The organism is Subtercola sp. RTI3 (genome assembly GCF_035018625.1).
GTDB classification, from domain to species: domain Bacteria; phylum Actinomycetota; class Actinomycetes; order Actinomycetales; family Microbacteriaceae; genus Subtercola; species Subtercola vilae.
In genome coordinates, this window is the sequence record NZ_JASJXO010000017.1 from 1 (window position 1) to 24761 (window position 24761).

The 24761-nt window shown below is 65.3% G+C and carries 23 protein-coding genes and 1 pseudogene; 2 read left to right on the forward strand and 22 right to left on the reverse strand.

Annotation, left to right across the window (positions count from 1 at the left end; translation table 11 throughout):
- The 6 genes from QN358_RS08485 to QN358_RS08510 form a co-directional block, all read right to left on the reverse strand.
- Positions 1 to 691, reverse strand: a 691-nt coding sequence (locus QN358_RS08485) for an SseB family protein (RefSeq protein ID WP_323512096.1), incomplete at its 3' end; no start/stop codon positions are given.
- 14 nt (positions 692 to 705) lie between these two features.
- Positions 706 to 1443 (reverse strand): bifunctional 1-(5-phosphoribosyl)-5-((5-phosphoribosylamino)methylideneamino)imidazole-4-carboxamide isomerase/phosphoribosylanthranilate isomerase PriA, encoded by a 738-nt coding sequence (gene priA / locus QN358_RS08490; RefSeq protein ID WP_136642619.1) that lies wholly within the window; start codon positions 1441 to 1443, stop codon positions 706 to 708.
- Positions 1444 to 1519: 76 nt separating this feature from the next.
- Entirely contained in the window at positions 1520 to 2152 is a 633-nt protein-coding gene (gene hisH / locus QN358_RS08495; RefSeq protein ID WP_323512097.1) for an imidazole glycerol phosphate synthase subunit HisH, read from the reverse strand.
- Entirely contained in the window at positions 2149 to 2757 is a 609-nt protein-coding gene (gene hisB, locus QN358_RS08500; protein ID WP_323512098.1) for an imidazoleglycerol-phosphate dehydratase HisB, read from the reverse strand. Before hisB ends, hisH begins: the two co-directional genes overlap by 4 nt.
- A 10-nt stretch (positions 2758 to 2767) precedes the next feature.
- On the reverse strand, positions 2768 to 3856 hold the full coding sequence (locus QN358_RS08505; protein ID WP_136642641.1) for a histidinol-phosphate transaminase: 1089 nt from the start codon (positions 3854 to 3856) through the stop codon (positions 2768 to 2770).
- A 61-nt stretch (positions 3857 to 3917) separates the two neighbouring features.
- Positions 3918 to 4274 carry a LysM peptidoglycan-binding domain-containing protein gene (locus tag QN358_RS08510; protein ID WP_136642616.1) on the reverse strand — a complete coding sequence of 119 codons (357 nt, stop codon included), beginning with the start codon at positions 4272 to 4274 and terminating at the stop codon, positions 3918 to 3920.
- Between the two features lie 259 nt (positions 4275 to 4533).
- Here QN358_RS08510 and lexA point away from each other — a divergent pair, with 259 nt between their 5' ends.
- Positions 4534 to 5199: a transcriptional repressor LexA gene (lexA, locus tag QN358_RS08515; protein ID WP_136642615.1), complete on the forward strand. Its 666-nt coding sequence runs from the start codon at positions 4534 to 4536 to the stop codon at positions 5197 to 5199.
- Positions 5200 to 5277: 78 nt separating this feature from the next.
- On the opposite strand, the gene metE is transcribed toward lexA, so the two are convergent.
- From metE to hflX, 3 genes are all read right to left on the reverse strand, one after another.
- Positions 5278 to 7623: a 5-methyltetrahydropteroyltriglutamate--homocysteine S-methyltransferase gene (gene metE, locus QN358_RS08520; protein WP_323512099.1), complete on the reverse strand. Its 2346-nt coding sequence runs from the start codon at positions 7621 to 7623 to the stop codon at positions 5278 to 5280.
- On the reverse strand, positions 7620 to 8573 hold the full coding sequence (locus QN358_RS08525) for a methylenetetrahydrofolate reductase (protein ID WP_323512100.1): 954 nt from the start codon (positions 8571 to 8573) through the stop codon (positions 7620 to 7622). The genes metE and QN358_RS08525 overlap by 4 nt, the downstream gene beginning before the upstream one ends.
- Before the next feature lie 193 nt (positions 8574 to 8766).
- The gene (gene hflX, locus QN358_RS08530; protein ID WP_136642612.1) at positions 8767 to 10311 is read right to left on the reverse strand and encodes a GTPase HflX; all 1545 of its coding nucleotides are present in this window, start codon (positions 10309 to 10311) and stop codon (positions 8767 to 8769) included.
- Positions 10312 to 10351: 40 nt separating this feature from the next.
- Here hflX and QN358_RS08535 point away from each other — a divergent pair, with 40 nt between their 5' ends.
- Positions 10352 to 10969 (forward strand): class I SAM-dependent methyltransferase, encoded by a 618-nt coding sequence (locus QN358_RS08535; protein ID WP_323512101.1) that lies wholly within the window; start codon positions 10352 to 10354, stop codon positions 10967 to 10969.
- A gap of 9 nt (positions 10970 to 10978) precedes the next feature.
- Here the strand turns inward: QN358_RS08535 and dapF are convergent, their stop codons facing one another.
- The 13 genes and pseudogenes from dapF to QN358_RS08600 all read right to left on the reverse strand — a co-directional run.
- The gene (dapF, locus tag QN358_RS08540) at positions 10979 to 11860 is read right to left on the reverse strand and encodes a diaminopimelate epimerase (RefSeq protein ID WP_136642610.1); all 882 of its coding nucleotides are present in this window, start codon (positions 11858 to 11860) and stop codon (positions 10979 to 10981) included.
- A gap of 9 nt (positions 11861 to 11869) precedes the next feature.
- Positions 11870 to 12784 carry a tRNA (adenosine(37)-N6)-dimethylallyltransferase MiaA gene (gene miaA / locus QN358_RS08545; RefSeq protein ID WP_323512102.1) on the reverse strand — a complete coding sequence of 305 codons (915 nt, stop codon included), beginning with the start codon at positions 12782 to 12784 and terminating at the stop codon, positions 11870 to 11872.
- A 76-nt stretch (positions 12785 to 12860) separates the two neighbouring features.
- On the reverse strand, positions 12861 to 14459 hold the full coding sequence (gene miaB, locus QN358_RS08550) for a tRNA (N6-isopentenyl adenosine(37)-C2)-methylthiotransferase MiaB (RefSeq protein ID WP_323512103.1): 1599 nt from the start codon (positions 14457 to 14459) through the stop codon (positions 12861 to 12863).
- A gap of 171 nt (positions 14460 to 14630) precedes the next feature.
- Positions 14631 to 15233, reverse strand: coding sequence for a regulatory protein RecX (locus tag QN358_RS08555; protein WP_323512104.1), 603 nt, complete (start codon positions 15231 to 15233; stop codon positions 14631 to 14633).
- Between the two features lie 2 nt (positions 15234 to 15235).
- On the reverse strand, positions 15236 to 16330 hold the full coding sequence (gene recA, locus QN358_RS08560; protein WP_323512105.1) for a recombinase RecA: 1095 nt from the start codon (positions 16328 to 16330) through the stop codon (positions 15236 to 15238).
- 318 nt (positions 16331 to 16648) lie between these two features.
- Positions 16649 to 16873, reverse strand: a complete 225-nt coding sequence (locus tag QN358_RS08565; protein WP_323512106.1) for a DUF3046 domain-containing protein — start codon at positions 16871 to 16873, stop codon at positions 16649 to 16651.
- Between the two features lie 3 nt (positions 16874 to 16876).
- Positions 16877 to 17185, reverse strand: a complete 309-nt coding sequence (locus QN358_RS08570) for a helix-turn-helix domain-containing protein (RefSeq protein WP_136642604.1) — start codon at positions 17183 to 17185, stop codon at positions 16877 to 16879.
- Positions 17186 to 17326: 141 nt separating this feature from the next.
- Positions 17327 to 17830, reverse strand: coding sequence for a nicotinamide-nucleotide amidohydrolase family protein (locus QN358_RS08575; RefSeq protein ID WP_323512107.1), 504 nt, complete (start codon positions 17828 to 17830; stop codon positions 17327 to 17329).
- Positions 17827 to 18429, reverse strand: coding sequence for a CDP-diacylglycerol--glycerol-3-phosphate 3-phosphatidyltransferase (pgsA, locus tag QN358_RS08580; RefSeq protein ID WP_136642602.1), 603 nt, complete (start codon positions 18427 to 18429; stop codon positions 17827 to 17829). Before pgsA ends, QN358_RS08575 begins: the two co-directional genes overlap by 4 nt.
- Before the next feature lie 4 nt (positions 18430 to 18433).
- Positions 18434 to 21454 carry a DNA translocase FtsK gene (locus QN358_RS08585; RefSeq protein WP_323512108.1) on the reverse strand — a complete coding sequence of 1007 codons (3021 nt, stop codon included), beginning with the start codon at positions 21452 to 21454 and terminating at the stop codon, positions 18434 to 18436.
- Positions 21455 to 21534: 80 nt separating this feature from the next.
- A complete protein-coding gene (locus QN358_RS08590; protein WP_323512109.1) occupies positions 21535 to 22098 on the reverse strand; it encodes a hypothetical protein in 564 nt (187 codons plus the stop codon).
- Positions 22099 to 22171: 73 nt separating this feature from the next.
- On the reverse strand, positions 22172 to 22783 hold the full coding sequence (locus QN358_RS08595) for a hypothetical protein (RefSeq protein ID WP_323512110.1): 612 nt from the start codon (positions 22781 to 22783) through the stop codon (positions 22172 to 22174).
- 467 nt (positions 22784 to 23250) lie between these two features.
- A pseudogene (locus QN358_RS08600) lies at positions 23251 to 23799 on the reverse strand (MBL fold metallo-hydrolase RNA specificity domain-containing protein); the annotation flags it as partial.
- Positions 23800 to 24761: the final 962 nt, after the last annotated feature.

A 24761-nucleotide genomic window follows, 5' to 3' on the forward strand; every position in this document is an offset into this window, starting at 1 on the left:
AGATGTGTATAAGAGACAGGGCCAGCGAGGCGACCGCGGACTCCCCCGCCACCGAGGCGGCGAACTCGGCGACAACCGCCGGATCGTCAAACGGAACATGCCATTCGGTGCCCTGCGCCAGCGCCCAGAGCGCGGGGCGTCGAACGGCGAACTCTGTGGCCGACGTGGGGTCGAGAATCATCAGGTCGGTGCTCTCGCCGGCGGCCGCGAGTGCGACGCGGCGGGCGGCGGTGGGGATGGGGCGGGCCTTCGGGTTCCACGCCGCCATGGCCGCGGTCGAGGTGAAGGCGGGCAGCGCGGTGCGCCCGTCGGGGGCCTGCACCGTGACGATCGAGAGCTCTTGCGTCTTGTCGATCGTGCGGCCGTGCGAGTCGGTGTCGGTCTCGCCGGCGTGAGCCACCAGTGGAACAAGCAGCCGCGCATCCCGAACCGCATCGAGCACGTCGGCCTGCGATGCTTCGCCCGCACGAAAGAGGGTCAGCGCCTCGATGAGCTGCTCGGGCGCCCGCCCGTCATCGCCCGCGAACGAATTGGTGTCGAAGTGCCGCCCGGCCCACGGCTGGCCGGCCGAGTCACCGGCGAAGGCCGCCGCGGGGTCGGTCGACGACCTGTTCGTCGCGTCAGTGGGCGGTGAGGCCGACGGGTCGCGCGTCGAGTCGCCCTGCGACGACTCCGGATGCCCGTGTGCCACGACCCCGGCCCGACTCAGTTCGAGGCGACAGCGAGCGCTTCGACCAGCGTGAACGCGCCGGCGTACAAAGCGCGGCCGACGATTGCGCCTTCGAGGCCGTCGCCGACAAGGGATCGCAGTTCAATGAGGTCATCGAGGCTGGAAATACCGCCCGACGCGATGACCGGCTTGTCGGTGCGCTGCATGACCTGCTTCAGCAGGTCGACGTTGGGGCCCTTGAGCGTGCCGTCTTTGGTGACGTCGGTCACAACGTAGCGGGCGCAGCCGGCATCTTCGAGGCGGGCGAGCACCTCCCAGAGGTCGCCGCCGTCTTCGGTCCAGCCGCGTGCTGCAAGAGTTGTGCCGCGCACGTCGAGGCCGACAGCGATGGCCTCGCCGTACTTCGCGATGGCCGTCGCCGCCCACTCGGGGTTCTCGAGTGCCGCGGTGCCGAGGTTGATGCGCGTGGCGCCGCTCTCGAGGGCATGTTCGAGCGAGGCGTCGTCGCGGATTCCGCCCGAGAGTTCGATCTTGATGCCCTCGGCCTGAGCGATGACCCGGCGAATGACGTCGACATTGTTGCCACGACCGAAGGCCGCGTCGAGGTCGACGAGGTGAATCCACTCGGCGCCTTGAGCCACCCAATCGGCGGCGGCGTCGGCCGGGTCACCGTGGTTGGTCTCGGTACCGGCCTGGCCCTGGGTGAGGCGCACGGCCTGGCCGTCGGCGATATCGACGGCGGGCAGCAGAACGAGGGCGGGGCTGTCGGTCATGGGAGGTCGGTGATCCTTCGGGTCGTGAGCCGCAGAGCGGGGCGGTGTCGTGCGGTCGAGAGCGAGTGCGCTGCCCTTACAGCGTGCGCAGCCAGTTCGACAGCAGCTGAAGGCCGGCATCGCCGGACTTCTCGGGATGGAACTGGGTTGCGGCCAGAGGACCATTCTCGACGGCGGCTATGAACTCGCCGCCGTGGTCGGCCCAGGTGACCAGTGGGGCGGGCAACGGGTGTTGCACCTCGAGCTCCCAGGTCTGCGCCGCGTTGGAGTGTACGAAGTAGAAGCGCTCGTCGGCGATGCCGGCGAACAGCCTCGACTCGTTGGGAGGGGTGAGCGTGTTCCAGCCCATGTGGGGCAGTACGTCGGCCCTCAGCTCGTCGACCGTTCCGGGCCACTCGCCGAGGCCTTCGGTGTCGACGCCACGCTCGACGCCGCGGCCGAAGAGCACCTGCATACCAACGCAGACCCCGAGTACGGCCCGACCGCCCGCGAGGCGCTTGTCGATGAGGTCGCCTCCACGTACGGTTTCGAGCGCACGCATGACCGCGTCGAACGCACCGACGCCGGGCACGAAGAGCCCGTCGGCCTCGGCGACCGCACGGCGATCAGCCGTGAGTTCGACCGTAGCGCCCACTTTTTCGAGCGCTTTCACGGCCGAGTGCACGTTGCCGCTGCCGTAGTCGAGCACAACCACCCGAGGCGAACTCACAGTGCGCCTTTAGTCGACGGGATGCCCGCCACCTGTGAATCGCGCTGCTTCGCAAACCGGAACGCGCGCGCGAAGGCCTTGAACTCGGCTTCGGCGATGTGGTGGGGATCTCTGCCGCCGAGCACCGTGATGTGAACTGTGAGCCCGGCGTGAAAGGTGATGGCCTCGAACACGTGACGAATCATGGAGCCGGTGAAGTGGCCGCCGATGAGGTGGTATTCGAACCCGGCAGGCTCACCGGTGTGCACGAGGAAGGGGCGACCCGAGATGTCTACGACTGCCTGAACGAGGGCTTCGTCAAGCGGCACGAGTGCATCGCCGAACCGGGAGATACCGCTCTTGTCGCCCAGGGCCTGGCGAATGGCCTGGCCCAGCACGATGCCGATGTCTTCGACCGTGTGGTGCACGTCGATGTCGGTGTCACCGCTCGCCTTGACGGTGAGATCGGTCAGCGAGTGCTTCGCGAACGCCGTCAGCATGTGGTTGAAGAACGGAACGCTCGAGTCGATGTGCGACTCGCCCGTGCCGTCGAGGTTCAGCGAGAGCTCGATGCTCGATTCGCTGGTTTCGCGCTGCAGACGGGCGGTGCGGGGTTCGGTCGACATGACGAAAAGTCTATCGGGCCGTCAGCTCACGCATCGCCTCGAGGAACGTGGTGGTCTCCGCACGCGTGCCCGCGCTGACGCGCAGGTGGTGCGCAATTCCGAGGTCGCGAATGATGATGTCGCGTTCGAGCAGCTGCTCGAACAACCGGTGCGAATCAGGCACGTTGCCGAACAGGATGAAGTTCGACGCACTCGGGTATGGGGTGTAACCGAGCTCGCGAAGAGTCACCTCGATACGGTCGCGCTGGGACTTGATGTCGTCGACCATTGCGAGCATCTCGGGGGTGTGCGCAAGTGCGGCGACCGCAGCCGCCTGCGTCAACGACGAGAGGTGATACGGCAGGCGAACAAGCCTGAGTGCGTCGCTGATGGCCGGGTCGGCCGCAAGGTAACCCAGGCGAGCACCGGCGAAGGCAAAGGCTTTGCTCATCGTGCGGGTGACGATCAGTCGCTCGCGCCCGGGAAGCAGCGACAGCGCAGTTTCTTCGCCCTCGACCCCGAACTCGGCGTAGGCCTCGTCAACGACGACAATGCCGCCGGTTGCGTCGTAGACGGCCTCGATGGTCTCGAGCGAAAGCGCTGTGCCCGTTGGGTTGTTGGGAGCACAGAGGAAGACGAGATCGGGCTCGGTGCGCTTCACCCAGTCGACAGCCGTCGCGGGGCTGATCACGTAGTCGGCATCCCGTTCGCCGGCGAGCCACTCGGTACCCGTTCCGGCGGCGATGATCGAGTGCATCGAATACGTGGGAGGAAACCCGAGTACCGAGCGGCCAGGCCCGCCGAAGGCCTGCAGGATCTGCTGGAGTACCTCGTTCGAACCGTTGGCGGCCCACACATTGTCGCGGGTGAGCCCGTGACCGAGGTAGTTCGCGAGGCTGTCGCGCAGCGCCAGGAACTCGCGGTCGGGATACCGATTCACTGTCAGCAGCTCGTGCGCAACAGCCTCGATGATCGAACGAGCGACGTTCTCGGGGATGGGGTGCGTGTTCTCGTTGACGTTGAGCGCCACGGCCACTTTGAGCTCGGGGGCGCCGTACGGCTTCAGCCCACGGAGGTCATCACGAATAGGTAGGTCGGCTAGTGAACTCACTCGCCCCATGTTACTGGGGGTGGGGTGCCCGAAGTGGAGCACTGCGAGCACGGCACTGCGGCTGGAACGCCTACTTCGCGGTGCTGTACTCGGCCGGGAGCGCGAGACGCTGGCCGGGCTGAACGCTCGACGAGTGCAGCTGGTTGAGGTTCACGATGTCGGCGATCACATCACGCGGGTCGGCCTTCGGATCGATGCTCTGGGCGATGGACCAGAGGCTCTGGCCCGACTGCACCGTGATGTAGGAGAAGTCGGCCGAGCCGGCATCGGCAGTGGCTATGGCTGACGAGGCACCGAAAACAGCGAAAGCGGCAAGCCCCGCGACGAGCGGGACGGCGGCGAGGAACCCGACCACGCGACGCCCGCGACGCGTGAGGCGCAGGCGGATGGTCGGTGTGACGGGTGCGTTTGGTGCCAGTGCGGTCATGGTTGCCTCCTGTGGAGATTTCGTACCCGACTCTCGGCCGGGAGAGCCGGGTACGAAGCTATGTTCCGAATATATATTCGATTGTTCGAATAAACAAGTTCGAATATGGACTTTTTATCGCGACACACTCGAACATGTGTTTGTTGCAGAGTCAGTCTTCGATACAGTTTCGATTGTCGAGATTGAAACCGAATCGGCGACTGATGAAAGTAAAGCGTGAGCCACTGACATTGGGTCGTCATCGAGAAGTGAGAAGCAGATGACCAGTGAACGCGGCGGCACCCGGCGACGAAAGTCGCTGAGCGAGAAGCAGCTGGCCATCCTCGAGATGATCTCCGATGCGGTGAACCAACAGGGCTATCCGCCGAGCATGCGAGAGATCGGCGATGCCGTCGGGCTGGCCTCTCTCTCGAGCGTGACCCACCAGCTGAACCAGCTCGAGCTGAGCGGTTACCTGCGCCGCGATCCCAATCGCCCTCGTGCGCTCGAAGTGCTCATCGACATTCCGAAGAGCGACAGCGTGAGCACCGACTCCCCCACCCCCCACGGCGATGTCGCTCTGGTGCCGATGGTCGGCCGCATCGCGGCCGGTGTTCCCATCACGGCCGAGCAGCAGGTCGAAGAGGTCTACCCGCTGCCCCGGCAGCTCGTGGGCAAGGGTGAGCTCTTCATGCTCAAGGTGGTGGGCGAATCGATGATCGACGCCGCCATCTGCGACGGCGACTGGGTGGTCGTGCGTACCCAGAAGACGGCCGAGAACGGTGACATCGTCGCTGCCATGCTCGACGACGAGGCCACGGTCAAGGTCTTCCGCCAGCGTGACGGTCACACCTGGCTACTGCCGCGCAACTCGAACTTCGAGCCCATCCTCGGCGACTATGCCACGGTGCTCGGCAAAGTCGTGGCGGTGCTCCGCTCCGTCTGACACCGCAGCACAAAAAAAGAGCGAAGGCGCCCAGCGGGGCCTTCGCTCTTTTCGTCTGCAGAAGTCGGCTCGCGCGACCTAGTGCGTGAGCACCTTCGCGCGCACCGCACGCGTCGCCTCGAGCATGTTCGTCAGCGACGCGACAGTCTCGTCGTACCCGCGCGTCTTGAGACCGCAGTCGGGGTTCACCCAGACCTGCCGATCGGGAATCGACGCCAGGGCCGTCTCGATCAGCTCGGTGACCTCGCCCACGCTCGGAACGCGAGGCGAGTGGATGTCATAGACGCCCGGCCCGATGCCCCGCGCGAACCCGCTGCTCTTGATGTCGGTGACGACCTCCATGCGGCTGCGCGCCGCCTCGATGCTCGTCACGTCTGCATCGAGCTGGTCTATCGCATCGATGACAACACCGAACTCGGAGTAGCAGAGGTGCGTGTGAATCTGGGTGCTCGCCTCGACCCCACTCGTGGCGAGCCGGAACGATCCCACCGACCAGTCGAGGTACGCGGCCTGGTCGGCCTTCTTCAGCGGCAGCAGCTCGCGGAGGGCTGGCTCGTCGACCTGCACCACCGTGATGCCCGCAGACTGCAGGTCGGTGATCTCGTCGCGCAGCGCCAGGGCCACCTGACGAGCAGTCTCGCCGAGTGGCTGGTCGTCGCGAACGAATGACCAGGCAAGAATCGTGACGGGCCCGGTGAGCATTCCCTTCACGGGCTTCTCGGTGAGCGTCTGCGTGAAGACCGACCAGTCGACCGTGATGGGCTTCGGGCGTGAGACATCGCCCCACAGCAGCGACGGGCGCGTACAGCGGGTGCCATACGACTGCACCCAACCGTTCTGGGTGACAGCAAAACCGTCGAGGTTCTCGGCGAAGTACTGCACCATGTCATTGCGCTCGGGCTCACCGTGCACGATGACGTCGAGACCGATCTCCTCTTGCAGTTCGACCACGCGGGTGATCTCGGCTCGCATCACCGCTTGGTACTCGTCGTCAGAGAGCACACCCGCCACCAACTGCGCCCGCGCACGACGGATGTCGCCCGTCTGCGGAAACGACCCGATGGTTGTCGTCGGGAGAAACGGCAGGTTCAGTGCTTGTTCTTGGGCTTTGGCGCGCACCGCGTAATCTTCACGCGCGAAGTCGGCCGCTGTCAGCGCAGCCTCGCGAGCACGAACGGCACCGTCACTCACGCCGGGCGCGGCAAGGCGAGCCGCCAGAGCAGCGGTCGAGGCCTCGAGCACCGACCGGATGCCCGCCACCCCCTTCTCGAGCCCCTCTGCCAGCGTGGCGACCTGCTCGACCTTCTGGTCAGCGAACGCCAGCCACGACTTCAACTGATCCCCGAGCAACTGCTCGGGCTCGACCGTGTGCGGCAGGTGCAGCAGTGACGTGGAGGTCGAAACCGAGACCGACGGCGAGAGCGCACGCAACGCTTCGAGCTTCTGCCACGCCTCAGCGAGGTCGCCGCGCCACACATTATGGCCGTCGATGACCCCACCCACCAGTGTCTTCGACGCCAGGGGATCAAGACCCGCGGCACCGGCGGCGGGCACAGTTCCGCGAACGAGGTCGAGACCGATCGCTTCGATGGGCGTGGCCGCGAGCACCGTCAGAGCGTCGTCGAGGCTGTTGTACGGCGCGGCGACGAAGATGGCCGGCCGGGCATCCGGAGCACCCAGATACTCGTAGGCCCGGGCCGCAGCGGCACTCGTGTCAGCGCTCGACACGTCGAGGCTCTCGCTGACGAGGGCGGGCTCGTCGAGCTGCACCCACTCGGCGCCGGCCTCGGCCAGGCGCCGCAGCAGCTCGGCGTAGACCGGCAGGAGGTCGTCGAGTCTGCTGAGCGGCACGAACCCCTCTGGCGCCTCGTCGCTCGGCTTGCTGAGCGCCAGGAAGGTCACCGGCCCGACGATCACGGGGCGCGTCAGGAACCCCTGCTGCAGGCCCTCTGAGAACTGCTGCACGAGCGCATCGCTCGCCAACGAGAACACCGTCTCCGGCCCGATCTCGGGCACGAGGTAGTGGTAGTTCGAGTCGAACCACTTCGTCATCTCGAGCGGCAGGCTGTCGCCCTCACCGCGCGCGATCGTGAAATAGCCGCCGAGGTCGACCCTGCCTTGGGCGTTCACCAGGCCGGCAAAACGCGCGGGCACCGCGCCGAAGGCAACGGCAGCGTCGAGCACGTGGTCGTAGTACGAGAAGCTCTCGGGTATCGACGAGTCGGTACGCCCGAGGCCGAGGCCTACGAGCCGTTCGCGCGTCTGCCGGCGGAGGCCCCGCGCGACCTGCTCGAGTTCTTCGACGCTGCTGCGCCCGCCCCAGAATGCCTCGACGGCCTTCTTCAGCTCACGGTTGGGCCCGATGCGTGGGTAGCCGAGAATGGTGCCGGAGGGGAAGGCCGGGCGACGGGGCGGTGTGGTCATGCTGACTCCTTGTTTCGTGTTCCATACTTCGGGGCCGACGCCGGCACCAGGCCGAGTTCTGCCAGAACTGTGAGAACTGCTTCGTGTCGATTGAATGTGTACAAGTGGATGCCCGGGGCCCCGCCCGCCGTCACAGCCGACACCAGCGCAACCGCGTTCTCGACCCCGACCGCAAACCGCTGCTCGTCGGTGTCTGCTGCCTCGAGGGCAGCGAGCAGCCGAGGCGGCGGAGTCAGCTCGGCCAGCTCGGCGATCCGTCGCAGCCGCGAAGCACTCGTGACCGGCATGACCCCGGGCAGAATCGGAATCGTCACGCCAGCGGCACGCGCCCGGTCGACGAACGCGAGGTAGTGCTCTGCCTCGAAGAAGAGCTGCGTAATGGCGAGCGTGGCACCCGCTGCCTGTTTGGCCAGCAGGGCATCCACATCTTGCCCATCGAACCTCGACCGCGGGTGGCCGTTCGGAAACGCGGCGACGGCGACGGTGACCTTGGCTCGGTGCCGGTCGACCTGCGCCGCGTGCGGAAGCCCGGGGAGCTGCACTTCGGTGTACGGCACGCGTTCGGCCTGCACCCGGTGAATGAGCTGCACCAGCTCACCGGCACTGCCGAGGTCACCCAGCGGGGCGGCGGCGCCGTCGACATCGTGCGGGAGGTCACCGCGCAGAGCGAGAAAACTGGTGATGCCCGCATCGAGAAATCGGCGGATCAGAAGCCCAGCTTCGGCGTGCGACGACCCTACGCAGGTGAGATGCGCCATGGGCTTCACCGCGGTGTTCTCACGAACATAACGCAGCGCCTCGAGCGACGAATCGCGCGACGACCCGCCCGCTCCGAATGTCACCGAGATGAATTCGGGCCCGGCCGCTGCCAGCGCGTCGATGGTCGCCGGCAGTTCCGCGGCGGCAGCAGCCGAGCGGGGCGGGTACACCTCGAACGAGAACGGAATCACAACAGGGCCTTCGATCACACGGGCAAATACGGCAGGCAGGCTGAGAGGCTCAGCATGAAGGGCGTATCGCGGGCGGGTGCCGGGCTCGGCTGTCGCTTTGCGCCCCCAAATGTGTGCGGGGCGACGAACATCAGCGACACTACAGGCGAGCCAGGCTCGCCGCTCGTGTGTGACTCTTTGTGACAGCAGGCGGTCAGTGCGTGCTGAACTCGAGAAGCTGGGCCTCGAATTCGGGTGTGACCAGGGCTCGCACATGGGTGCCGCCCTCTTCGTACTCGGTGCTCAGAACTGTGCTGTGCTGGTGCATCTGCGACACGAGATCGCCACGGTCGTATGGCACCAGAACGTCGACCTCAATCGAGGGCGTCGGCAGCATGCCGTCGAGCGTCGAGAGCAACTCGGCGATACCCTCACCGGTGCGCGCCGACACGAACAGCGAGTGCGGTTCGAGCCCGCGGAGCACGATGCGCTCACTCTCTGAGACCAGGTCGCTCTTGTTGAAGACGACGAGCTCGGGCACGTCACGCGCGCCGGCGTCACCCACCACGAGGCGAACTGTGCTCAGCTGGCTGGCCGGGTCGGGGTGTGAACCGTCGACGACATGCACGATGACGTCGGCATCGGCGACCTCTTCGAGTGTCGACCGAAATGCCTCGACGAGCTGCGTCGGCAGGCTGCGAACGAAGCCCACGGTGTCGACGAAGGTGAACTCGCGGCCGTCTTTCGTCTGTGTGCGGCGCACCGTCGCATCCAGCGTGGCGAACAGCGAGTTCTCAACCAGCAGGCCCGCACCGGTGATGCGGTTCAGCAGTGATGACTTGCCGGCGTTCGTGTACCCCGCGATGGCCACCGACGGCACGGTGTTGCGCTTGCGGTTGGCCCGCTTTGCCTCGCGTGCCGGCTTCATGGCCGCGATCTGCTTGCGCAGCCGCGACATGCGTGTGTGGATGCGGCGCCGATCGAGCTCGATCTTCGTCTCACCCGGCCCACGTGACCCCATGCCGGCTCCCGCGCCGCCCACCTGGCCACCGGCCTGGCGCGACATCGAGTCACCCCAGCCGCGGAGCCTCGGCAGCAGGTACTCGAGCTGCGCGAGCTCGACCTGGGCCTTGCCCTCCCGGCTCTTGGCGTGCTGGCTGAAGATGTCGAGAATGACCGCCGTTCGGTCGATGACCTTCACCTTCACGATGTCTTCGAGCGCGCGCCGCTGGCTCGGTGCCAGCTCGCTGTCGGCGATCACCGTGTCGGCCCCGAGCGCCTTCACTACGCTGGCGAGCTCTTCGGCCTTGCCCTTGCCGAAATAGGTGCTGGGGTCGGGGGTCGGGCGACGCTGCAGCAGACCATCGAGCACCGCGGCACCCGCGGTCTCTGCGAGCGCTGCAAGTTCGTGCAGCGAGTTCTCGGCATCGGTCAGCGTGCCCTGCGTGTACACGCCGATGAGCACCACATTCTCGAGCCGCAGCTGCCGGTACTCGACCTCGGTGACGTCTTCGAGCTCGGTTGAGAGCCCCGCCACCCGGCGCAGTGCCTGTCGGTCGGCACGGTCGAACTGGTCGCCGTCGTGGTTCTGCTGGCCGGCGCTCGTGCTATCGCGCTGAAGCGCCTGTGCGCTACCGGGGGCGAACAGTGCGTAACCGGATGCCCGGGCATCTGCCCTGGCCAGAACGCGGTCGACGGAGTCTTGTGACCCGTCGCTTTGCGTGTCCGTTCCTGTCGAAGTTGAATCGTTTTCAGTCATTGAATGCAAGACTAGCCCTCTCGTTTGCTAAGTTCCCTCTATGGCTACTGACAATGGGCACTACTTCTCGAGCCAGCCCACGACCCCTCTGCGGTTGAAGGAAATTCCCGTGACCATCGCCGGTCACTCGTTCGCAGCCACCACAGCAGGAGGGGTCTTCAGCCCTGATCGTGTCGATGTCGGAACCCAGGTTCTGCTCGCGAACACGCCCGCACCGCCCCCGGGCGGCAATCTGCTCGACGTGGGGTGCGGCTGGGGCCCGATCTCGCTGGCTCTGGCACTGTTGTCACCCCACGCCACCGTGTGGGCTGTTGACGTCAACGAACGTGCGCTCGACCTGGTGAGGGCCAATGCAGCCACGCTGGGCCTCGAGAACATCAACGCTGTGACGCCCGCGGATGTTCCCGCCGACATCGCCTTCATGACCATCTGGTCGAACCCGCCCATCCGGGTGGGAAAAGACGAACTGCACAACCTCATGCTGACGTGGCTGCCGCGCCTCGACCCCGGCTCAGACGCGTGGCTCGTCGTTCAGCGCAACCTCGGTTCTGACTCGCTGCACCACTGGCTCGAAGGTGCTCTGCCACCCGCGTTCTCGGTCACCCGCACCGCAACCCACAAGGGTTACCGTGTGCTGCGGGCCCGGCTTCGCGAGTAGAGTCTGCGCTCAGGCGAGGGTGACGTCGCCCTCGAACACCAGCTCAGCCGGGCCCGACAGCGCGACGTGTTCGCCGTCTTCTGTGGCGTACATGCGCACGCCGACGGCGCCGCCCGCAACCTCGACGCGCCACTGGTTGGGTGCGCCCGCGCCGGCCCAGTATCGAATGGCGAGGGCTGCAGCGACCGCGCCCGTTCCACACGACAGGGTCTCGCCGCTACCGCGCTCGTGCACCCGCATGCGGATATGGCCGACCCCGTTGCGAACCATCGGCTCGAGCGGCACGACGAACTCCACGTTCGCGCCGTCGGCCGGCTCGGGGTCGATTTGCGGAATGAACGTCAGATCTAGCGACTCGAGCTCAGCTTCGTCGAGCAGTGCCACCACCACATGCGGGTTACCCACGTTGATACCGAGGCCGGGCCTGGCAACCTGCAGGCCCCTGGCGCGAACGAGCGGCTCGCCGCCATCAAGCCTCCACCGACCGAGGTCGGCCTGAAAACCGGTGAGGTTGCGCTGCACGTCGACAACCCCCGAGCGCGTACCCACCACGAGGGTGTCGCCCGCCTCGAGTGTGGCCATGCCGTTCTCGAGCAGAAACTTCGAGAACACCCGGATGCCGTTGCCGCACATCTCTGCCACGCTACCGTCGGCATTGCGATAGTCCATGAACCACTCGGCGGCCTCGTCTTCGGCGAGTGACGCGGCGCCGGCATCGATGTTGACCGACCGCACCGCGCGAATGAGGCCGTCGGCACCGATACCGAAATGCCGGTCGCAGAGCGAGGCGATCTGGGTCGGCGTGAGCGACACCTCGCCGTCGGGGTCGGAGAACAGAACAAAGTCGTTGCCGGTGCCCTGGCCCTTGGTGAAGTGCAGCTCGATTGCCATGGCTCAAGCCTAGAGGAGCGCGTAGGCCTGCTCTCCCAGGTCGTCGGCCGCGGCATCCAGCCACACCGCCTCGCGATAGCGACGAAACCAGCTCACCTGACGGCGGGCATAGCGCCTGGTCAACGCCTGCGCCTCGGCGATGGCCTGAGCCTCGGTGAGGGTCTCGTGCAGCTCCCCCAGCGCCTGCGCGTAGCCGATGGCCCGGCTCGCCGTCACCCCGCGCTCGAGCCCCAGCGGAATGAGTGCGCGCACCTCGTCGAGAAGGCCCGCCGCCCACATGCCCACCACTCGCTGGTCGAGCCGTTGTACGAGCAAGTCACGTGGGTGCTGCAGTGCCAGCACCGTCGCCGACCGCCACGGCACAGGTCTATCGGGAAGCTGGCCGCTCACCGGAATACCCGTCAGCTCGATGACCTCGAGCGCGCGTACGATGCGCCTGCCGTTGTGTGGGCCGATGGATGCTGCAGCCTCTGCGTCACGCTCCACCAGCCTCTGGAACAGCAGCCCCACACCCCTCTCGGCCAACTCGGCCTCGAGACGACTGCGTACCTCGGCGTCGCGCACCGGAAACTGAAAATCGTAGATCACCGACGACACGTACAGCCCCGAGCCGCCGACGAGAATCGGCACCGCTCCCCTGGCGATGATGGCGTCGATCGCCTGTCGCGCATCGGCCTGGTATGCGGCCACCGAGACGTCGGCGGTGACGTCGTAGACGTCGAGCATGTGGTGCGTGATTCCGCGGCGCTCGGGCGGCGCGAGCTTGGCCGTGCCGATGTTCATTCCGCGGTACAGCTGCATGGCATCGGCGTTGACGATCTCCGCCGGTCTTCCCGCACGGGCCAACCGTTCGGCAGTGCTGAGGGAGAGATCTGATTTGCCGGTACCGGTGGCGCCGACGATCACAATGATTTCTGCGCTCATCTGGCCCATCTGTGATTGGTGGCTCTCGCTGACAGCGTCAGACGCAGCGAAAGCGCCCGTGCCTCACGAGGTTCGGTCAGCGCAGGTCGTCTGCGAGGTCGTAGATAGGGCTGGTGGCCACCCGCAGTGTGGGTAGCCCAAGCGAGACGCGACCGGGGGTCGACGAGGAGCCGTGCCCGTGGCCGTCGTCGGTGCTCGCGGGTACAGCGCACGAGTCGGACTGGTCTCTCTCCCACGCGTCGCCCGCACGGGTGCGGCGAACACGCAGCGGCTCACCATCGACGGAGTCGGCGATGAGGTAATACGGTTTTGCCCCACTCACGGTCACCGTGACGACGTCGCCCGGACGCGGCAGCGGCGACCCCTCCGGCACGTCGAAGTGCACCAGGCGGCTGTCTTCGGCACGGCCACTCATGCGGTGCGTGTCGGCATCTTTGCGACCCTCGCCGTTGGCTACGAGCAACTCAACTTGACGGCCGATGACCTTCTCGTTCTCTTCCCACGAAATGCGGTCTTGCAGCGCCATGAGGCGCTCGTACCGCTCTTGCACGACGGCCTTCGGCACCTGGTCGGGCATCGTGGCGGCCGGGGTGCCCGGGCGAATGGAGTACTGGAACGTGAACGCCGTGGCGAACCGAGCCGCTGCGACCACGCGGAGGGTCTCCTGGAAGTCTTCTTCGGTCTCGCCGGGGAAGCCCACGATGATGTCGGTACTGATGGCCGCGTGGGGCATGCGGGCGCGCACCCTGTCGAGAATGCCGAGGAACTTCTCTGACCGGTACGAACGCTTCATTGCGCGGAGGATACGGTCGGAGCCTGACTGTAACGGCATGTGCAGCTGCGGCATGACCGCGGGCGTCTCGGCCATCGCGTCGATGACGTCGTCGGTGAACGCAGCAGGATGCGGGCTCGTGAACCGGATGCGTTCGAGACCCTCAATTTGGCCGGCCGCCCGGAGCAGCTTGCTGAACGCCTCCCGATCGCCGAACTCGACACCGTAGGAGTTGACGTTCTGACCGAGCAGAGTGACCTCGATGGCGCCGTCGTCGACGAGAGACTGAACCTCGCGCAGCACCTCACCCGGGCGACGGTCTTTCTCTTTGCCGCGAAGCGACGGAACGATGCAGAACGTGCAGGTGTTGTTACAGCCGACCGAGATGGAGACCCACCCGCTGTAGCTGGAGTCGCGTTTCGTGGGCAGCGTTGACGGAAAGGTCTCGAGCGAGTCGAGAATCTCAAGCTGCGCTTCACCGTTGTGACGAGCACGCTCGAGCAGGCTGGGCAGCGCACCCATGTTGTGCGTGCCGAACACGACATCGACCCACGGGGCCTTCGACAGAATGACCGACTTGTCTTTCTGGGCCAGACAGCCGCCGACGGCGATCTGCATGCCCGCGTGGCGCCGCTTGACCGAGGCGAGGTACCCGAGGTTGCCGTAGAGCTTGTTGTCGGCGTTCTCGCGCACGGCGCACGTGTTGATGACCACCACGTCGGCCTCGCCCGACTCGTCGCGCACGTAACCGGCTGCTTCGAGCGACCCACTCAACCGTTCTGAGTCGTGCACGTTCATCTGGCAGCCGAAGGTACGAACCTCGTAGGTGCGGATGCGCCCCGACGATTCCACTGCGGCCGCCGACGGCACGATGATGGTGGGGGCTTCGCTGACGCTGCTCATAGTTGTCTCAGTCTACGTTCGTCTCGCCAACCGAGCCGAATCTCACCATTCCTCGGTGAGACCGGCCCGGCCGAAGCGGACCCGGTTGATGCGGACTCAGGTGATGGGGGCTCAGGTGCTGGGGACTCAGGTGATGGGGGCTCAGGTGCTGCGGACCCAGGTGATGCTGACTCAGGTGAAGCGCACTTTGCGCGGGCCCGGTGTGAGCGCCGCAGCCACGGCCGATCGAATGACGGCTGACGGGTAGCCCTTACGCATAAGGAACGACGTGAGGCGTCTCTCGGCCGTCTGCGCGTCGAGCCGGGCAAGCGACGGAGCACGCTTCTCCGCCAACTCGATGGCCCGCCGCAGTTCGTCGTCGTCATCGAGCGCCTCAAGGGCAGCAGAGATGATCTCGGGCTGCACGTGCCGCGTCGACAGTTCGTTCTTGATCTGTGACCGACCGTAGCCCTTGCGGCGATGAAGCGTCTCGACGAGGTTCTCGGCCAGGTCGAAGTCGTCGACATACTTGTTGGCGCGATAGCGGTCGAGAAAGACCTCGAACTCGCTCTCGTCGACACCATTCGCAGCCAGGAGCTTCGTGACCTCCCACTCGGAGAGTGCCTTGCGGGCGAGGGCGCGCACGACGACGTTCTCAAGGAACGCCTCGCGCTCGCCCTCACTCATAGCGTCTTCGACTTCGCTCTCACCGTAGCCATCGCCATCGAATTCGCCCTCACCGATCTCCTCCGGCACCGCGATCACACCGGGAAGATACGTGACCTTTGCGACCACGACTAAGCACCCTTACGTGCAGCAACCTTCGGAGCAATGGACTCGACCTTCGCCGTGTCAGTCGCTGCCGTCACCGCGACGACCTTCGGCGCGTTCGGGTCTTCGAGGAGGCCGAGCTTCATCTTGATCTTGTTCTCGATCTCGAGAGCAACATCGGGGTTCTCTTTCAAGAACCGACGCGAGTTCTCTTTGCCCTGGCCGAGCTGCTCGCCGTCGTACGTGTACCAGGCACCCGACTTGCGCACGATCTCGTTCTCGACGCCGAAGTCGATGAGGCTGCCCTCACGCGAGATTCCGATGCCGTAGATGATGTCGAACTCCGCCTGCTTGAAGGGCGGCGCCATCTTGTTCTTGACGACCTTCACCCGCGTGCGGTTACCCACGGCCTCGGTGCCCTCTTTGAGGGTCTCGATGCGGCGGATGTCGAGGCGGATCGACGCATAGAACTTCAGCGCCTTACCGCCCGCGGTGGTCTCGGGGCTGCCGAAGAACACACCGATCTTCTCGCGCAACTGGTTGATGAAGATCATGGTCGTGTTGGTCTGGTTGAGCCCACCGGTGAGCTTGCGGAGCGCCTGAGACATCAGACGGGCCTGGAGCCCTACGTGCGAGTCACCCATCTCGCCTTCGATCTCGGCGCGCGGTACGAGGGCTGCAACGGAGTCGATGACGATGAGGTCGATGGAGCCCGAGCGCACGAGCATGTCGGCGATCTCGAGGGCCTGCTCACCCGTGTCGGGCTGCGACACCAGCAGGGCATCGATGTCGACGCCCAGCTTCTTCGCGTATTCGGGGTCGAGGGCGTGCTCGGCGTCGATGAAGGCGGCGATACCGCCGCCACGCTGCGCGTTCGCGATGGCGTGCAGGGTGAGCGTGGTCTTACCCGACGATTCAGGCCCGTAGATCTCAACGATGCGGCCGCGGGGAAGCCCGCCTATGCCGAGCGCGACGTCGAGCGCGATGGAACCGGTGGGGATGACCTCGACGGGGGCGCGGTCATCGCTGCCGAGGCGCATGATCGACCCCTTGCCGAACTGGCGGTCGATTTGTGCGAGTGCTGTTTCGAGAGCTTTCTCACGAGTGGCATCTGAGGGCATGTGGTGTCTCCTTCAATAGGCGTGAGGTCGGGTCTCGAAGAAACCCGGCACCCGCAATGTGGTGTGCCTATAGGCTGTCGCGCCCCGCCACGAGTGATTCGCGGAAGATTGGCGACAAGGCATAAACGCGCACGTTCTGAACGGTTTTCACACTACGCACGACCACCGACACTGCGTGCCGGAGACCCGTGAACTGTGGAGAACAGCCCAAAACGTCTCGCTGTGAAGGAGACTAGCAATACCCGAACATATATTCGAGTGAATGCCTCGGCGTGTTGCCGCACTCGAACATAGAAACGAGCCGGACAGAGGGGTGAGCTACGACCGGGGCAGTGGGAGCCCAGCACCGTGCCAACGGCTCGTCGGCACATCGGCGGCACGGCAGAGTGCGATCCACACCTCGCGGGCATCTTCACCGGCGCCGATGGCCTGGTCGGCCGTGCGACCGCCGAACTCGGTCAGAACGAGGTCGCTGGTGACGACGCGACCGAAGCCTGACCCGAACTCGTCGAGCACGGCCTGCCGAAATTCGCTGACACGCACCGGTTAGCGGGTCACCAGACCGGCATCGAAGCCCGCGACGAACTCGTCGGGCACAGTGTCGGGAATGGTGTCGATACCCTCGATGACGGCCAGACGGTCGCCCACCTCGCGCATGATGACCGAGATAGGAGTGTCGAGAGCGTCGGCAACCGAAGCGAGAATCTCGCTGGAGGCTTCTTTCTGACCGCGTTCGACCTCGCTGAGGTAACCAAGTGCAACACTGGCCTTGCTTGCGACCTGCCGAAGGGTTCTGCCCTTCTGAAGACGGAAGTCCCGCAGTACGTCGCCGATTTCTTGACGAACTAAAATCATCGGAGCCTCCTTAGCGTGTCTATCTCAGTCGAGCCGTTCGAATCTGTACCACAAACTCTAAACGACGGAGACTGGACTTTCGTTGTTAATGACGTCAGGTGTAACGAGATCGAAACCTGAGTCATTCCCGCGCAACCTGCTTCATATCTGCGCTCTCAGGATTCGCACGGCTTCGCTGACGGCCGCAGCCCTGATCTGGTCACGGCTCCCCGTGAGGTGCAAGGCGAAACTCGACGTCTTGTCGCCGACCGCCAGCCCCACGTAGACAGTTCCTTCTGCATGGCCGTCTTGCGGGCCCGGGCCCGCCACTCCCGTTGTCGAGATGCCGATCGAAGCGGGTGACCCATCGACCGACAGCGCGAACCGAACCCCTTCGGCCATCTGCTCGGCGACTTCCGGATGCACGGGCCCCTGTGACCGCAACAGAGTGGCATCCACCCCCAGCACCGTGGCCTTGATACTCGTATTGTAGGCCACGACTGCCCCGAACACCACACTCGATGCCCCCGCCGGCCTGATCAGCTCAGCCGCCAGCAGACCGCCGGTCAGTGACTCGGCGACGGCCACGGTCTCGCCGCGCCGTGCGAGGTCGGCTATCAGTCGCGCGGTGAGGTCTTCGCCCTCGTCGTGTGACCCGTCGGTCACTGCTTCTTGGCCTTGTTGAGCTTGAAGTCTTGGTACAGGTAGTCAAGACCGGTGATGACCGTGAGCACGAATGCGATGCTCATGAAGATGGCGTTGACCACGAACATCCAGTCACCCAAGGGCACCCAGAGCGGCAGCAGGGCCAGCGAGATGGCGATCGACTGGGCAAGTGTCTTGATCTTGCCGCCGCGCGAAGCGGGAATGACCCGCTGGCTCAGCACGGCGAACCGGTAGACGGTGATGCCCACCTCGCGGATGAGGATGATGATGGTGACCCACCACGGCAGCTCGCCGAGAATCGAGAGGCCCACCAGTGCGCCGCCCGTCAGCACCTTGTCGGCGATCGGGTCGAGAATCTTGCCGAGGTCGGTGACCTGGTTGTTGCGGCGCGCGAGGTGCCCGTCGATGCCGTCGGTCGCGATGGCGAGAATGAACAGGATGGCCGCCGCGTACCGGAGGCCACCGTCGGCGCCATTGTCGGCCAGCAGCATCCAGAAGAAGATCGGGGCCAGCAGAATGCGGATGACGGTGATCGCATTCGGCAGGTTCCAGTTGCTGGGCTTCGCGGGCACGCTCTGTGCCGAAGTCGGGCTGGTCATTTTGCTACTCTCTGCCGGTGTAGCCCCAGGCGTCTTCATCGTCTGTGACTTCAACCTCAGGATAGCCGTCGCCGGGCTCGCTCAGAGGGTCGACGTCGTAGCGGTTGTCAGAGGCCGACGGCACGAGAGAGGTGGGCAGGGGTGCGGTGGCGGGCAGGGCGGCCGGGGCAGCGGCGTACGACGCCGAGCCGCCGACAGAAGCTGGGGCAGACGCACCCACAGACCCACCCGGGCCCGCAGCCGAGCCGTGAGCCGCGACATCCGACCCCCGCAGCATGGCCAGCACCTCGGGCAGTTGTTCGGCCGTCACGAGCACGTCGCGTGCCTTCGAACCCTCTGAGGGCCCGACGATCTCACGCGACTCGAGCAGATCCATCAAACGACCCGCCTTCGCGAAGCCCACCTTGAGCTTGCGTTGCAGCATCGAGGTCGAACCGAACTGCGTGTTCACGATGAGCTCGGCGGCCTGCAGCAGCACTTCGAGGTCATCACCGATATCAGAATCGATCTGCTTGGTGACGGCGGCGACCGTGACGTCGTTGCGGTACTCGGGCCGCGCCTGCAGCGTGACGTGCTTGACGACCTTCTCGATCTCGCTCTCGCTGACCCACGCACCCTGCACACGAACCGACTTCGAGGCCCCCATGGGGAGAAAGAGCGCGTCGCCCTGCCCGATGAGCTTGTCGGCACCGGGCTGGTCGAGAATGACCCGCGAGTCGGTGACGCTGGTCACGGCGAACGCCAGCCGCGACGGAACGTTGGCCTTGATCAGGCCCGTCACCACGTCGACGCTGGGGCGCTGGGTCGCCAGCACGAGGTGGATTCCGGATGCCCGGGCCAACTGTGTGATGCGAACGATCGAGTCTTCGACATCTCTCGGTGCCACCATCATGAGGTCCGCGAGCTCGTCGACCACGATGAGCAGGTACGGGTACGGCTTCAGCACCCTGTGGCTGCCGGCCGGCAGAATGAGCTCGCCGTTGACCACCGCCCGGTTGAAGTCGTCGATGTGCCGAAACCCGAAGCTCTCGAGGTCGTCGTAACGCATGTCCATCTCCTTCACGACCCAGGCCAGCGCTTCGGCGGCCTTCTTCGGGTTCGTGATGATGGGCGTGATGAGGTGTGGAACACCCTGGTAGGCGGTCAGCTCGACGCGCTTGGGGTCGATCAGCACCATGCGCACCTCGGCGGGCGTGGCGCGCATCAGGATGCTCGTGACCATCGAGTTGACGAAGCTCGACTTGCCCGAGCCCGTCGACCCAGCCACGAGGAGGTGAGGCATCTTGGCGAGGTTCGCGATGACGAACTTGCCCTCGACGTCTTTACCCACGCCGATGGTCATCGGGTGCGTGTCGTTCGTGGCCTTCGCCGAACGCAGCACATCGCCGAGCGACACGATCTCGCGGTCGGTGTTCGGAATCTCGACCCCGATGGCGCTCCGGCCGGGAATCGGCGAGAGAATACGCACTTCGTTGCTCGCGACCGCATACGAGAGGTTCTTGCTGAGCGCGGTGACACGCTCGACCTTCACGCCCGGGCCGAGTTCGATCTCGTACCGGGTGACGGTCGGGCCGCGCGAGAAACCAGTGACTTTCGCGTCGACCTGAAACTGGGTGAGTACTTCGGTGAGGGCACGCACGATGTCGTCGTTCGCGGCCGAACGGGCCTTCGACGGCTCGCCGAGCACGAGGCTGGTGGCGGGCGGAAGCGAGTAGTTTCGCTCTTCAGCCTCTTTCACCTCGGCCAACGGAATGAAGCCAGCGTCATTGCCCATCCCCGGCAGAACCGCGGGCTTCGCTTCGCCCGGGAACAGCACGCCCGTGAACGAGGCCTCGTCGGTGCCGGCATCGTCGCGGATGCCCGTAGCAGACTTCGAGCCGGGCAGAATCTCGCCCGTGAAACGTTTGACCGCCTGCTCGGCTGCTTCCATGTCGCCGAGCACGGCCGCCCCGAAGGCCATGGTGTCTGCGGCGTCAGCGCTGCCGGCGCTCTCGTCGACGGTGCGGTCGACAACGGCGCTCAAGACCTCGGTGCGGTCGGAGTTCGAGGCCCGGGCATCCGGAACCCGACCGAGAACCTCGGTGGGCGGGGTGCGGTCTTCGACGGTCGTGATGGGGCTGTCGAACGCGGGATCTTCTTCGCGGCCACTCTTGTTTCGGCGCCACCACGGCAGGGAATCGACGTCGACCTCATCGAAGTCGAGCTGCAGGTCGCCGGTCTGGTTGGCGTCGCCCGCACCCTTGCCCGCCTTGTTCTTGGGATCGCGCGGTTCGGGCGCCTCGCCGAACGCCGCGCCGAAGAGGTAGTTGTAGAGCTCGCGAAGCCGAATGCCGACCTTGTTGGGCGGGGTCTTCGTGATGATGAACAGCGAGAGCAGAAGCAGGAGCGACACGATGATCGTCGCGCCCACCGAGGTTGTGACGGCGATGAGGGGCGCGGCAATAACCCAGCCGAACACTCCCCCGGCCTTCGCCAGCGACTCCATGCCGGCGGCGGGTGAGGGCTGCGGGCTGAACACGTGGCAGAGGCCCGAAACGGTGAGCAGCAGGATGCCCAGGCCGATGCCGATGCGCCCGTTGTCGTTCACCGAGTTCGGGTGCCGAAAGAGCCAGATGGCCAGGAGCAGCATCACGACGGGCAGCGCGTACGCCATCCGACCGAAGAGGCCGCCGAACGTATAGGCGTCGAGCAGATTTGCGACGGGGTTGGCCACGAGGAACCACTCGATGACCGCGCCGGCCACCGCGAGCACGAACAGCAGGAAGGGGAAGCCGTCGCGCCGCTCGTCTTTGGCCAGCTTCTCGTGGCCGAAGGCGCGAGCGGCGCCGCCCGTGAGGTGGGCGAGGCCGAGGTACATCTTCGCGAAGGGGCCGGGGCCACCGTCGTCGATCGGGTAGCGCACGGTCTTCTGAACGCCGGTCTGGCCCGTGGGCTTGGCGGCGGTTGTTCTGCGGGGGGTCGGCGTTTTCGCCCCGGAGCCGCCCGCACCGCGGGCGCGGGAGTTCGACCTGGTACTCGTAGCCATGCGTCAACGCTACTGTTCTGCGCTCAAAACGGCCGGTAGCCGCTCCGAGCGCGTCTCAATTTCGGTCAGTGTCTCTGGCGTCACAGCCCGCCGGTGGTGCTGCTCGAGCCGACCCGGCCGGCGAGGCTCATACTCAGATCGCCCTGTAGCGAAATCCAGCCGCGCGTGCTGAACACCAGCGTGCGGTGCGCCGGCGCGGTGGCCTGCAGGCGGCACGAGTGCCCCTGCTCGAGCGCCGGCAGGTCGAACAAAAACACTGCACCACCCGAACCGTCTGGATACTTCGTCACGGTGTCGCGGCTCAGGATGGTCGTGCAGGTGTTGAGGTCGTCGCAGGTGATGAACGCGCCGAAGCCGCCCACCGCGTCGCTCGCGCGAAGGCCGCTCAGGGCGCCCGTCACCAGCAGGTCGTGCGCCGCCGGATTGCCGCTGAGCGGCACCACGAAGTTGAGTACTGACGCAGAACCGGCCGCCGGAGCGACCGTAACGACCTGGGAGGCTCTGGCAGCAACCGGGGCGGGCGTGGCGAATGCAGCCGATGGCACTCCGAGCGCGGTCATGCCCGCAGCGCACGCCGTAATTGCGGCAATCGCCGCTATGCGTGCCGCCTGAGCCATGCGGGCGGCCTGAATTGTTCGAGTCATTCTGTCTCCTTCGTCGTGAACAGGGTTCACAACAAGAGAGTCAGAAAGTCCTCGACGCTTACGGGAGAACTGGTTACACGCAGCTTCCGGCCTGGTTGTCGGTGCCGGCCGTCGCGAACGCCGGGTCGATGCCCGCGGCGAGAACACGCACACCAGAGACTCGGTTGGCTTTGTCGGCATCCCAATACGAACCGCCCGACCGATCCTTGGCCACCTCGAAGACGAGCGTGCCGGGGGTGTCGGCGAGAGCCCACACGTCTGACACCGAGCCCGAGTAGACCATCGAGAGACGGTCTCCGTACTTCTGAGTGAGATCAGCCTCTGCGGTTCCGACGCCCGCCCCTTCGGCGGTCACGAGAGCCGGATCACGTACGTCGATACGCGAGACGACATCAGCCGCAGCGACCATGAACCCGGAACCCCCGAAATCGGGGTATGTCGAGAGCCACCGATCACTTACCGCACCCGGGTAGCCTCCCGAGCTGGCGTAAAGCGGGTCGGCGTCGCAGTGGTTCGCCGAGAACCGGATCATCGACGAGAGCGCTGGCGCAGCACCCACCTGCAATGAACCGATTCCCTGCGGCGAGACCACCAAGCTGGCATACGCCGGAGCGGAGCTCTCCGCCACCGCCGACGACGGCACGGCCGGTGTCGTTGCTGCAGTCGTCCCTGAAGAAGGCGCCACTGAGGCACTGGACGAGCCGTGCGCACCCGCTGATGCAGGCGCGCGCTCAGTACCCGCGCACCCCGTAATCAAGCCGAGCATTACGACGAATGCGGCCGTCGCAATTGAGGTGCGTCGTACGTGAACGAGTGTTTCTGAGTGCATACACAGAAAGTAGCAGTTCAGCTCTCGCTCGGCAGTCCGCAAATTTGCGGACGCGAGTCACAATCAAATAATGAAGCGCCGAAACCAGCGCACGACATGTTGTGCGTGGCGCTGTACTCGCAGCACGGGCCGAGATCAGCCCAGGCCGCCTGTTCGCGCGACCGGGATCGTTGTGCCGGAGAAGACAAGCCGCGTCTGCCCATATTCGCCGCATGACGGGCACGACGCGGCCATCATCACAGCCGACGGTTACACTGAACGCTCGTGCATCGGAGACACCAATCCAGCGGATCCGTTACGCGAGTTTCGCGAGCAAACGGAAGTTACGCCTCGATGACGACCGGCACGATCATGGGGCGACGACGGTACGAGGTGTTCACCCAGCGACCGACCGTGCGACGCACGACCTGCTGCAGGGCGTGGGTGTCGCGAGTGCCGTTCTGCGCGGCATCGGCGAGGGCAGCAGCGATCTTCGGCTTGACCTTGTCGAAGACCGATTCGTCTTCGGCGAAACCCTTGGCGTGAATCTCTGGCCCGACCACGATGCGGCCGGTGCCGGCCTCGATGACGACGATGATCGAGATGAAGCCCTCTTCGCCGAGAACACGACGGTCTTTGAGGTCGTCGTCGGTGATCTCGCCGACACTGTTGCCGTCGACGTAGACGAAGCCGAGGTCATACTGGCCCACCACGCGGGCGACGCCGTCTTTCAGGTCGATGACGGTGCCGTCGTCAGCCAGGATGGTGTTCTCGACCGGCACACCGGTCTCGATGGCCAGCTGCGCGTTCGCCACGAGGTGGCGATACTCACCGTGAACCGGCATGACGTTCTTCGGCTTCAGGATGTTGTAGCAGTACAGCAACTCGCCCGCCGTGAGCTTCTGGTGCGAACCCGCGCGCTGCGCACCCGTCAAGTGGGCAGGTCAGAAGCGAATGCAGGCAATCGAACCTCTCCGCTGCGCTTCGGCCGGATACGTCACCGGATGAGGGAAGGCCGATCCCGCGCAGCCACGGCCTTCGCTGCTGGATTCATCGGAATCGAATTTCCTGCACAAGCAATGCAGCGCGAGCGTCGGCCACGCCGATGCGCTATCCCAGCCCGCCGGTTTTGCTGTACCTCACCGCTGTTGCGCGATACAGAACCGACTGGAACCCCCCGTTGTTGGCATCGATCTCCGGGAGCCCTGCTGATACGACTGAAGGCATCGACGTCGTAGTCTGCACGTCCAGACGGAACGACGTGTTGACCCAGCGACATGCGCTAAGTGGCGAATTGTGCACGGCGCAAAATTCAGCACGTGCACAATTCACTGGCCGAGTCTCCAGGAGAGCCAACAGGCAATCGGCCCGGCGATCGCCCTTCCTGCGAGCCGGCGGCCGGAACTAAACACGCAGTCTAGAGGCCGCCTGTGGAGCTGTATGTCGGCATTGAACCAACCAAGTGCACGTTGGGAATATTTGCGTTTGGTGAGGTCTCGAAGGTAGCCGGGCCCTTGTTCACGATGTTCATGAAACGACCGGGTCGGTCGACCACAACAGAGAGAGTGCAGGTGTTCCCTTTTTCGGAATTTGGTATGCTCGAGCCGACCCAGAATGCATGCTGTGTCGGCGAGAGGGAACTTGTCGTTGCAATAGTCGCGCCATCGCTGCATTCGAGGAGAACACCGAAGTCAGCCGCTTGCAGCGAACCGATGTTCGAGACGTTTACGTTGAGGGCTACCGTCCTAGGCCATTCGCCGGCGTCGGGCACCGTGAACGTGGCAACTGAGATACTCGGGGCCGGTGCCGCATTGGCAACCGGCGCCGAGACCAACGTTGTGCCAGTGAGAGCTAG

Bases quoted from the DNA above. Each gene is read 5' to 3' on its own strand.
- metE (WP_323512099.1), bottom strand. From the start codon at position 7,623: ATGACCACACCGCCCCGTCGCCCGGCCTTCCCCTCCGGCACCATTCTC.
- QN358_RS08585 (WP_323512108.1), bottom strand. From the start codon at position 21,454: ATGGCTACGAGTACCAGGTCGAACTCCCGCGCCCGCGGTGCGGGCGGC.
- priA (WP_136642619.1), bottom strand. From the start codon at position 1,443: ATGACCGACAGCCCCGCCCTCGTTCTGCTGCCCGCCGTCGATATCGCC.
- dapF (WP_136642610.1), bottom strand. From the start codon at position 11,860: ATGGCAATCGAGCTGCACTTCACCAAGGGCCAGGGCACCGGCAACGAC.
- QN358_RS08535 (WP_323512101.1), top strand. From the start codon at position 10,352: ATGGCTACTGACAATGGGCACTACTTCTCGAGCCAGCCCACGACCCCT.
- QN358_RS08570 (WP_136642604.1), bottom strand. From the start codon at position 17,185: ATGATTTTAGTTCGTCAAGAAATCGGCGACGTACTGCGGGACTTCCGT.
- hflX (WP_136642612.1), bottom strand. From the start codon at position 10,311: ATGACTGAAAACGATTCAACTTCGACAGGAACGGACACGCAAAGCGAC.
- miaA (WP_323512102.1), bottom strand. From the start codon at position 12,784: ATGAGCGCAGAAATCATTGTGATCGTCGGCGCCACCGGTACCGGCAAA.
- QN358_RS08590 (WP_323512109.1), bottom strand. From the start codon at position 22,098: ATGACTCGAACAATTCAGGCCGCCCGCATGGCTCAGGCGGCACGCATA.
- hisB (WP_323512098.1), bottom strand. From the start codon at position 2,757: ATGTCGACCGAACCCCGCACCGCCCGTCTGCAGCGCGAAACCAGCGAA.
- pgsA (WP_136642602.1), bottom strand. From the start codon at position 18,429: ATGACCAGCCCGACTTCGGCACAGAGCGTGCCCGCGAAGCCCAGCAAC.
- QN358_RS08505 (WP_136642641.1), bottom strand. From the start codon at position 3,856: ATGGGGCGAGTGAGTTCACTAGCCGACCTACCTATTCGTGATGACCTC.
- recA (WP_323512105.1), bottom strand. From the start codon at position 16,330: ATGCCCTCAGATGCCACTCGTGAGAAAGCTCTCGAAACAGCACTCGCA.
- miaB (WP_323512103.1), bottom strand. From the start codon at position 14,459: ATGAGCAGCGTCAGCGAAGCCCCCACCATCATCGTGCCGTCGGCGGCC.
- lexA (WP_136642615.1), top strand. From the start codon at position 4,534: ATGACCAGTGAACGCGGCGGCACCCGGCGACGAAAGTCGCTGAGCGAG.
- QN358_RS08510 (WP_136642616.1), bottom strand. From the start codon at position 4,274: ATGACCGCACTGGCACCAAACGCACCCGTCACACCGACCATCCGCCTG.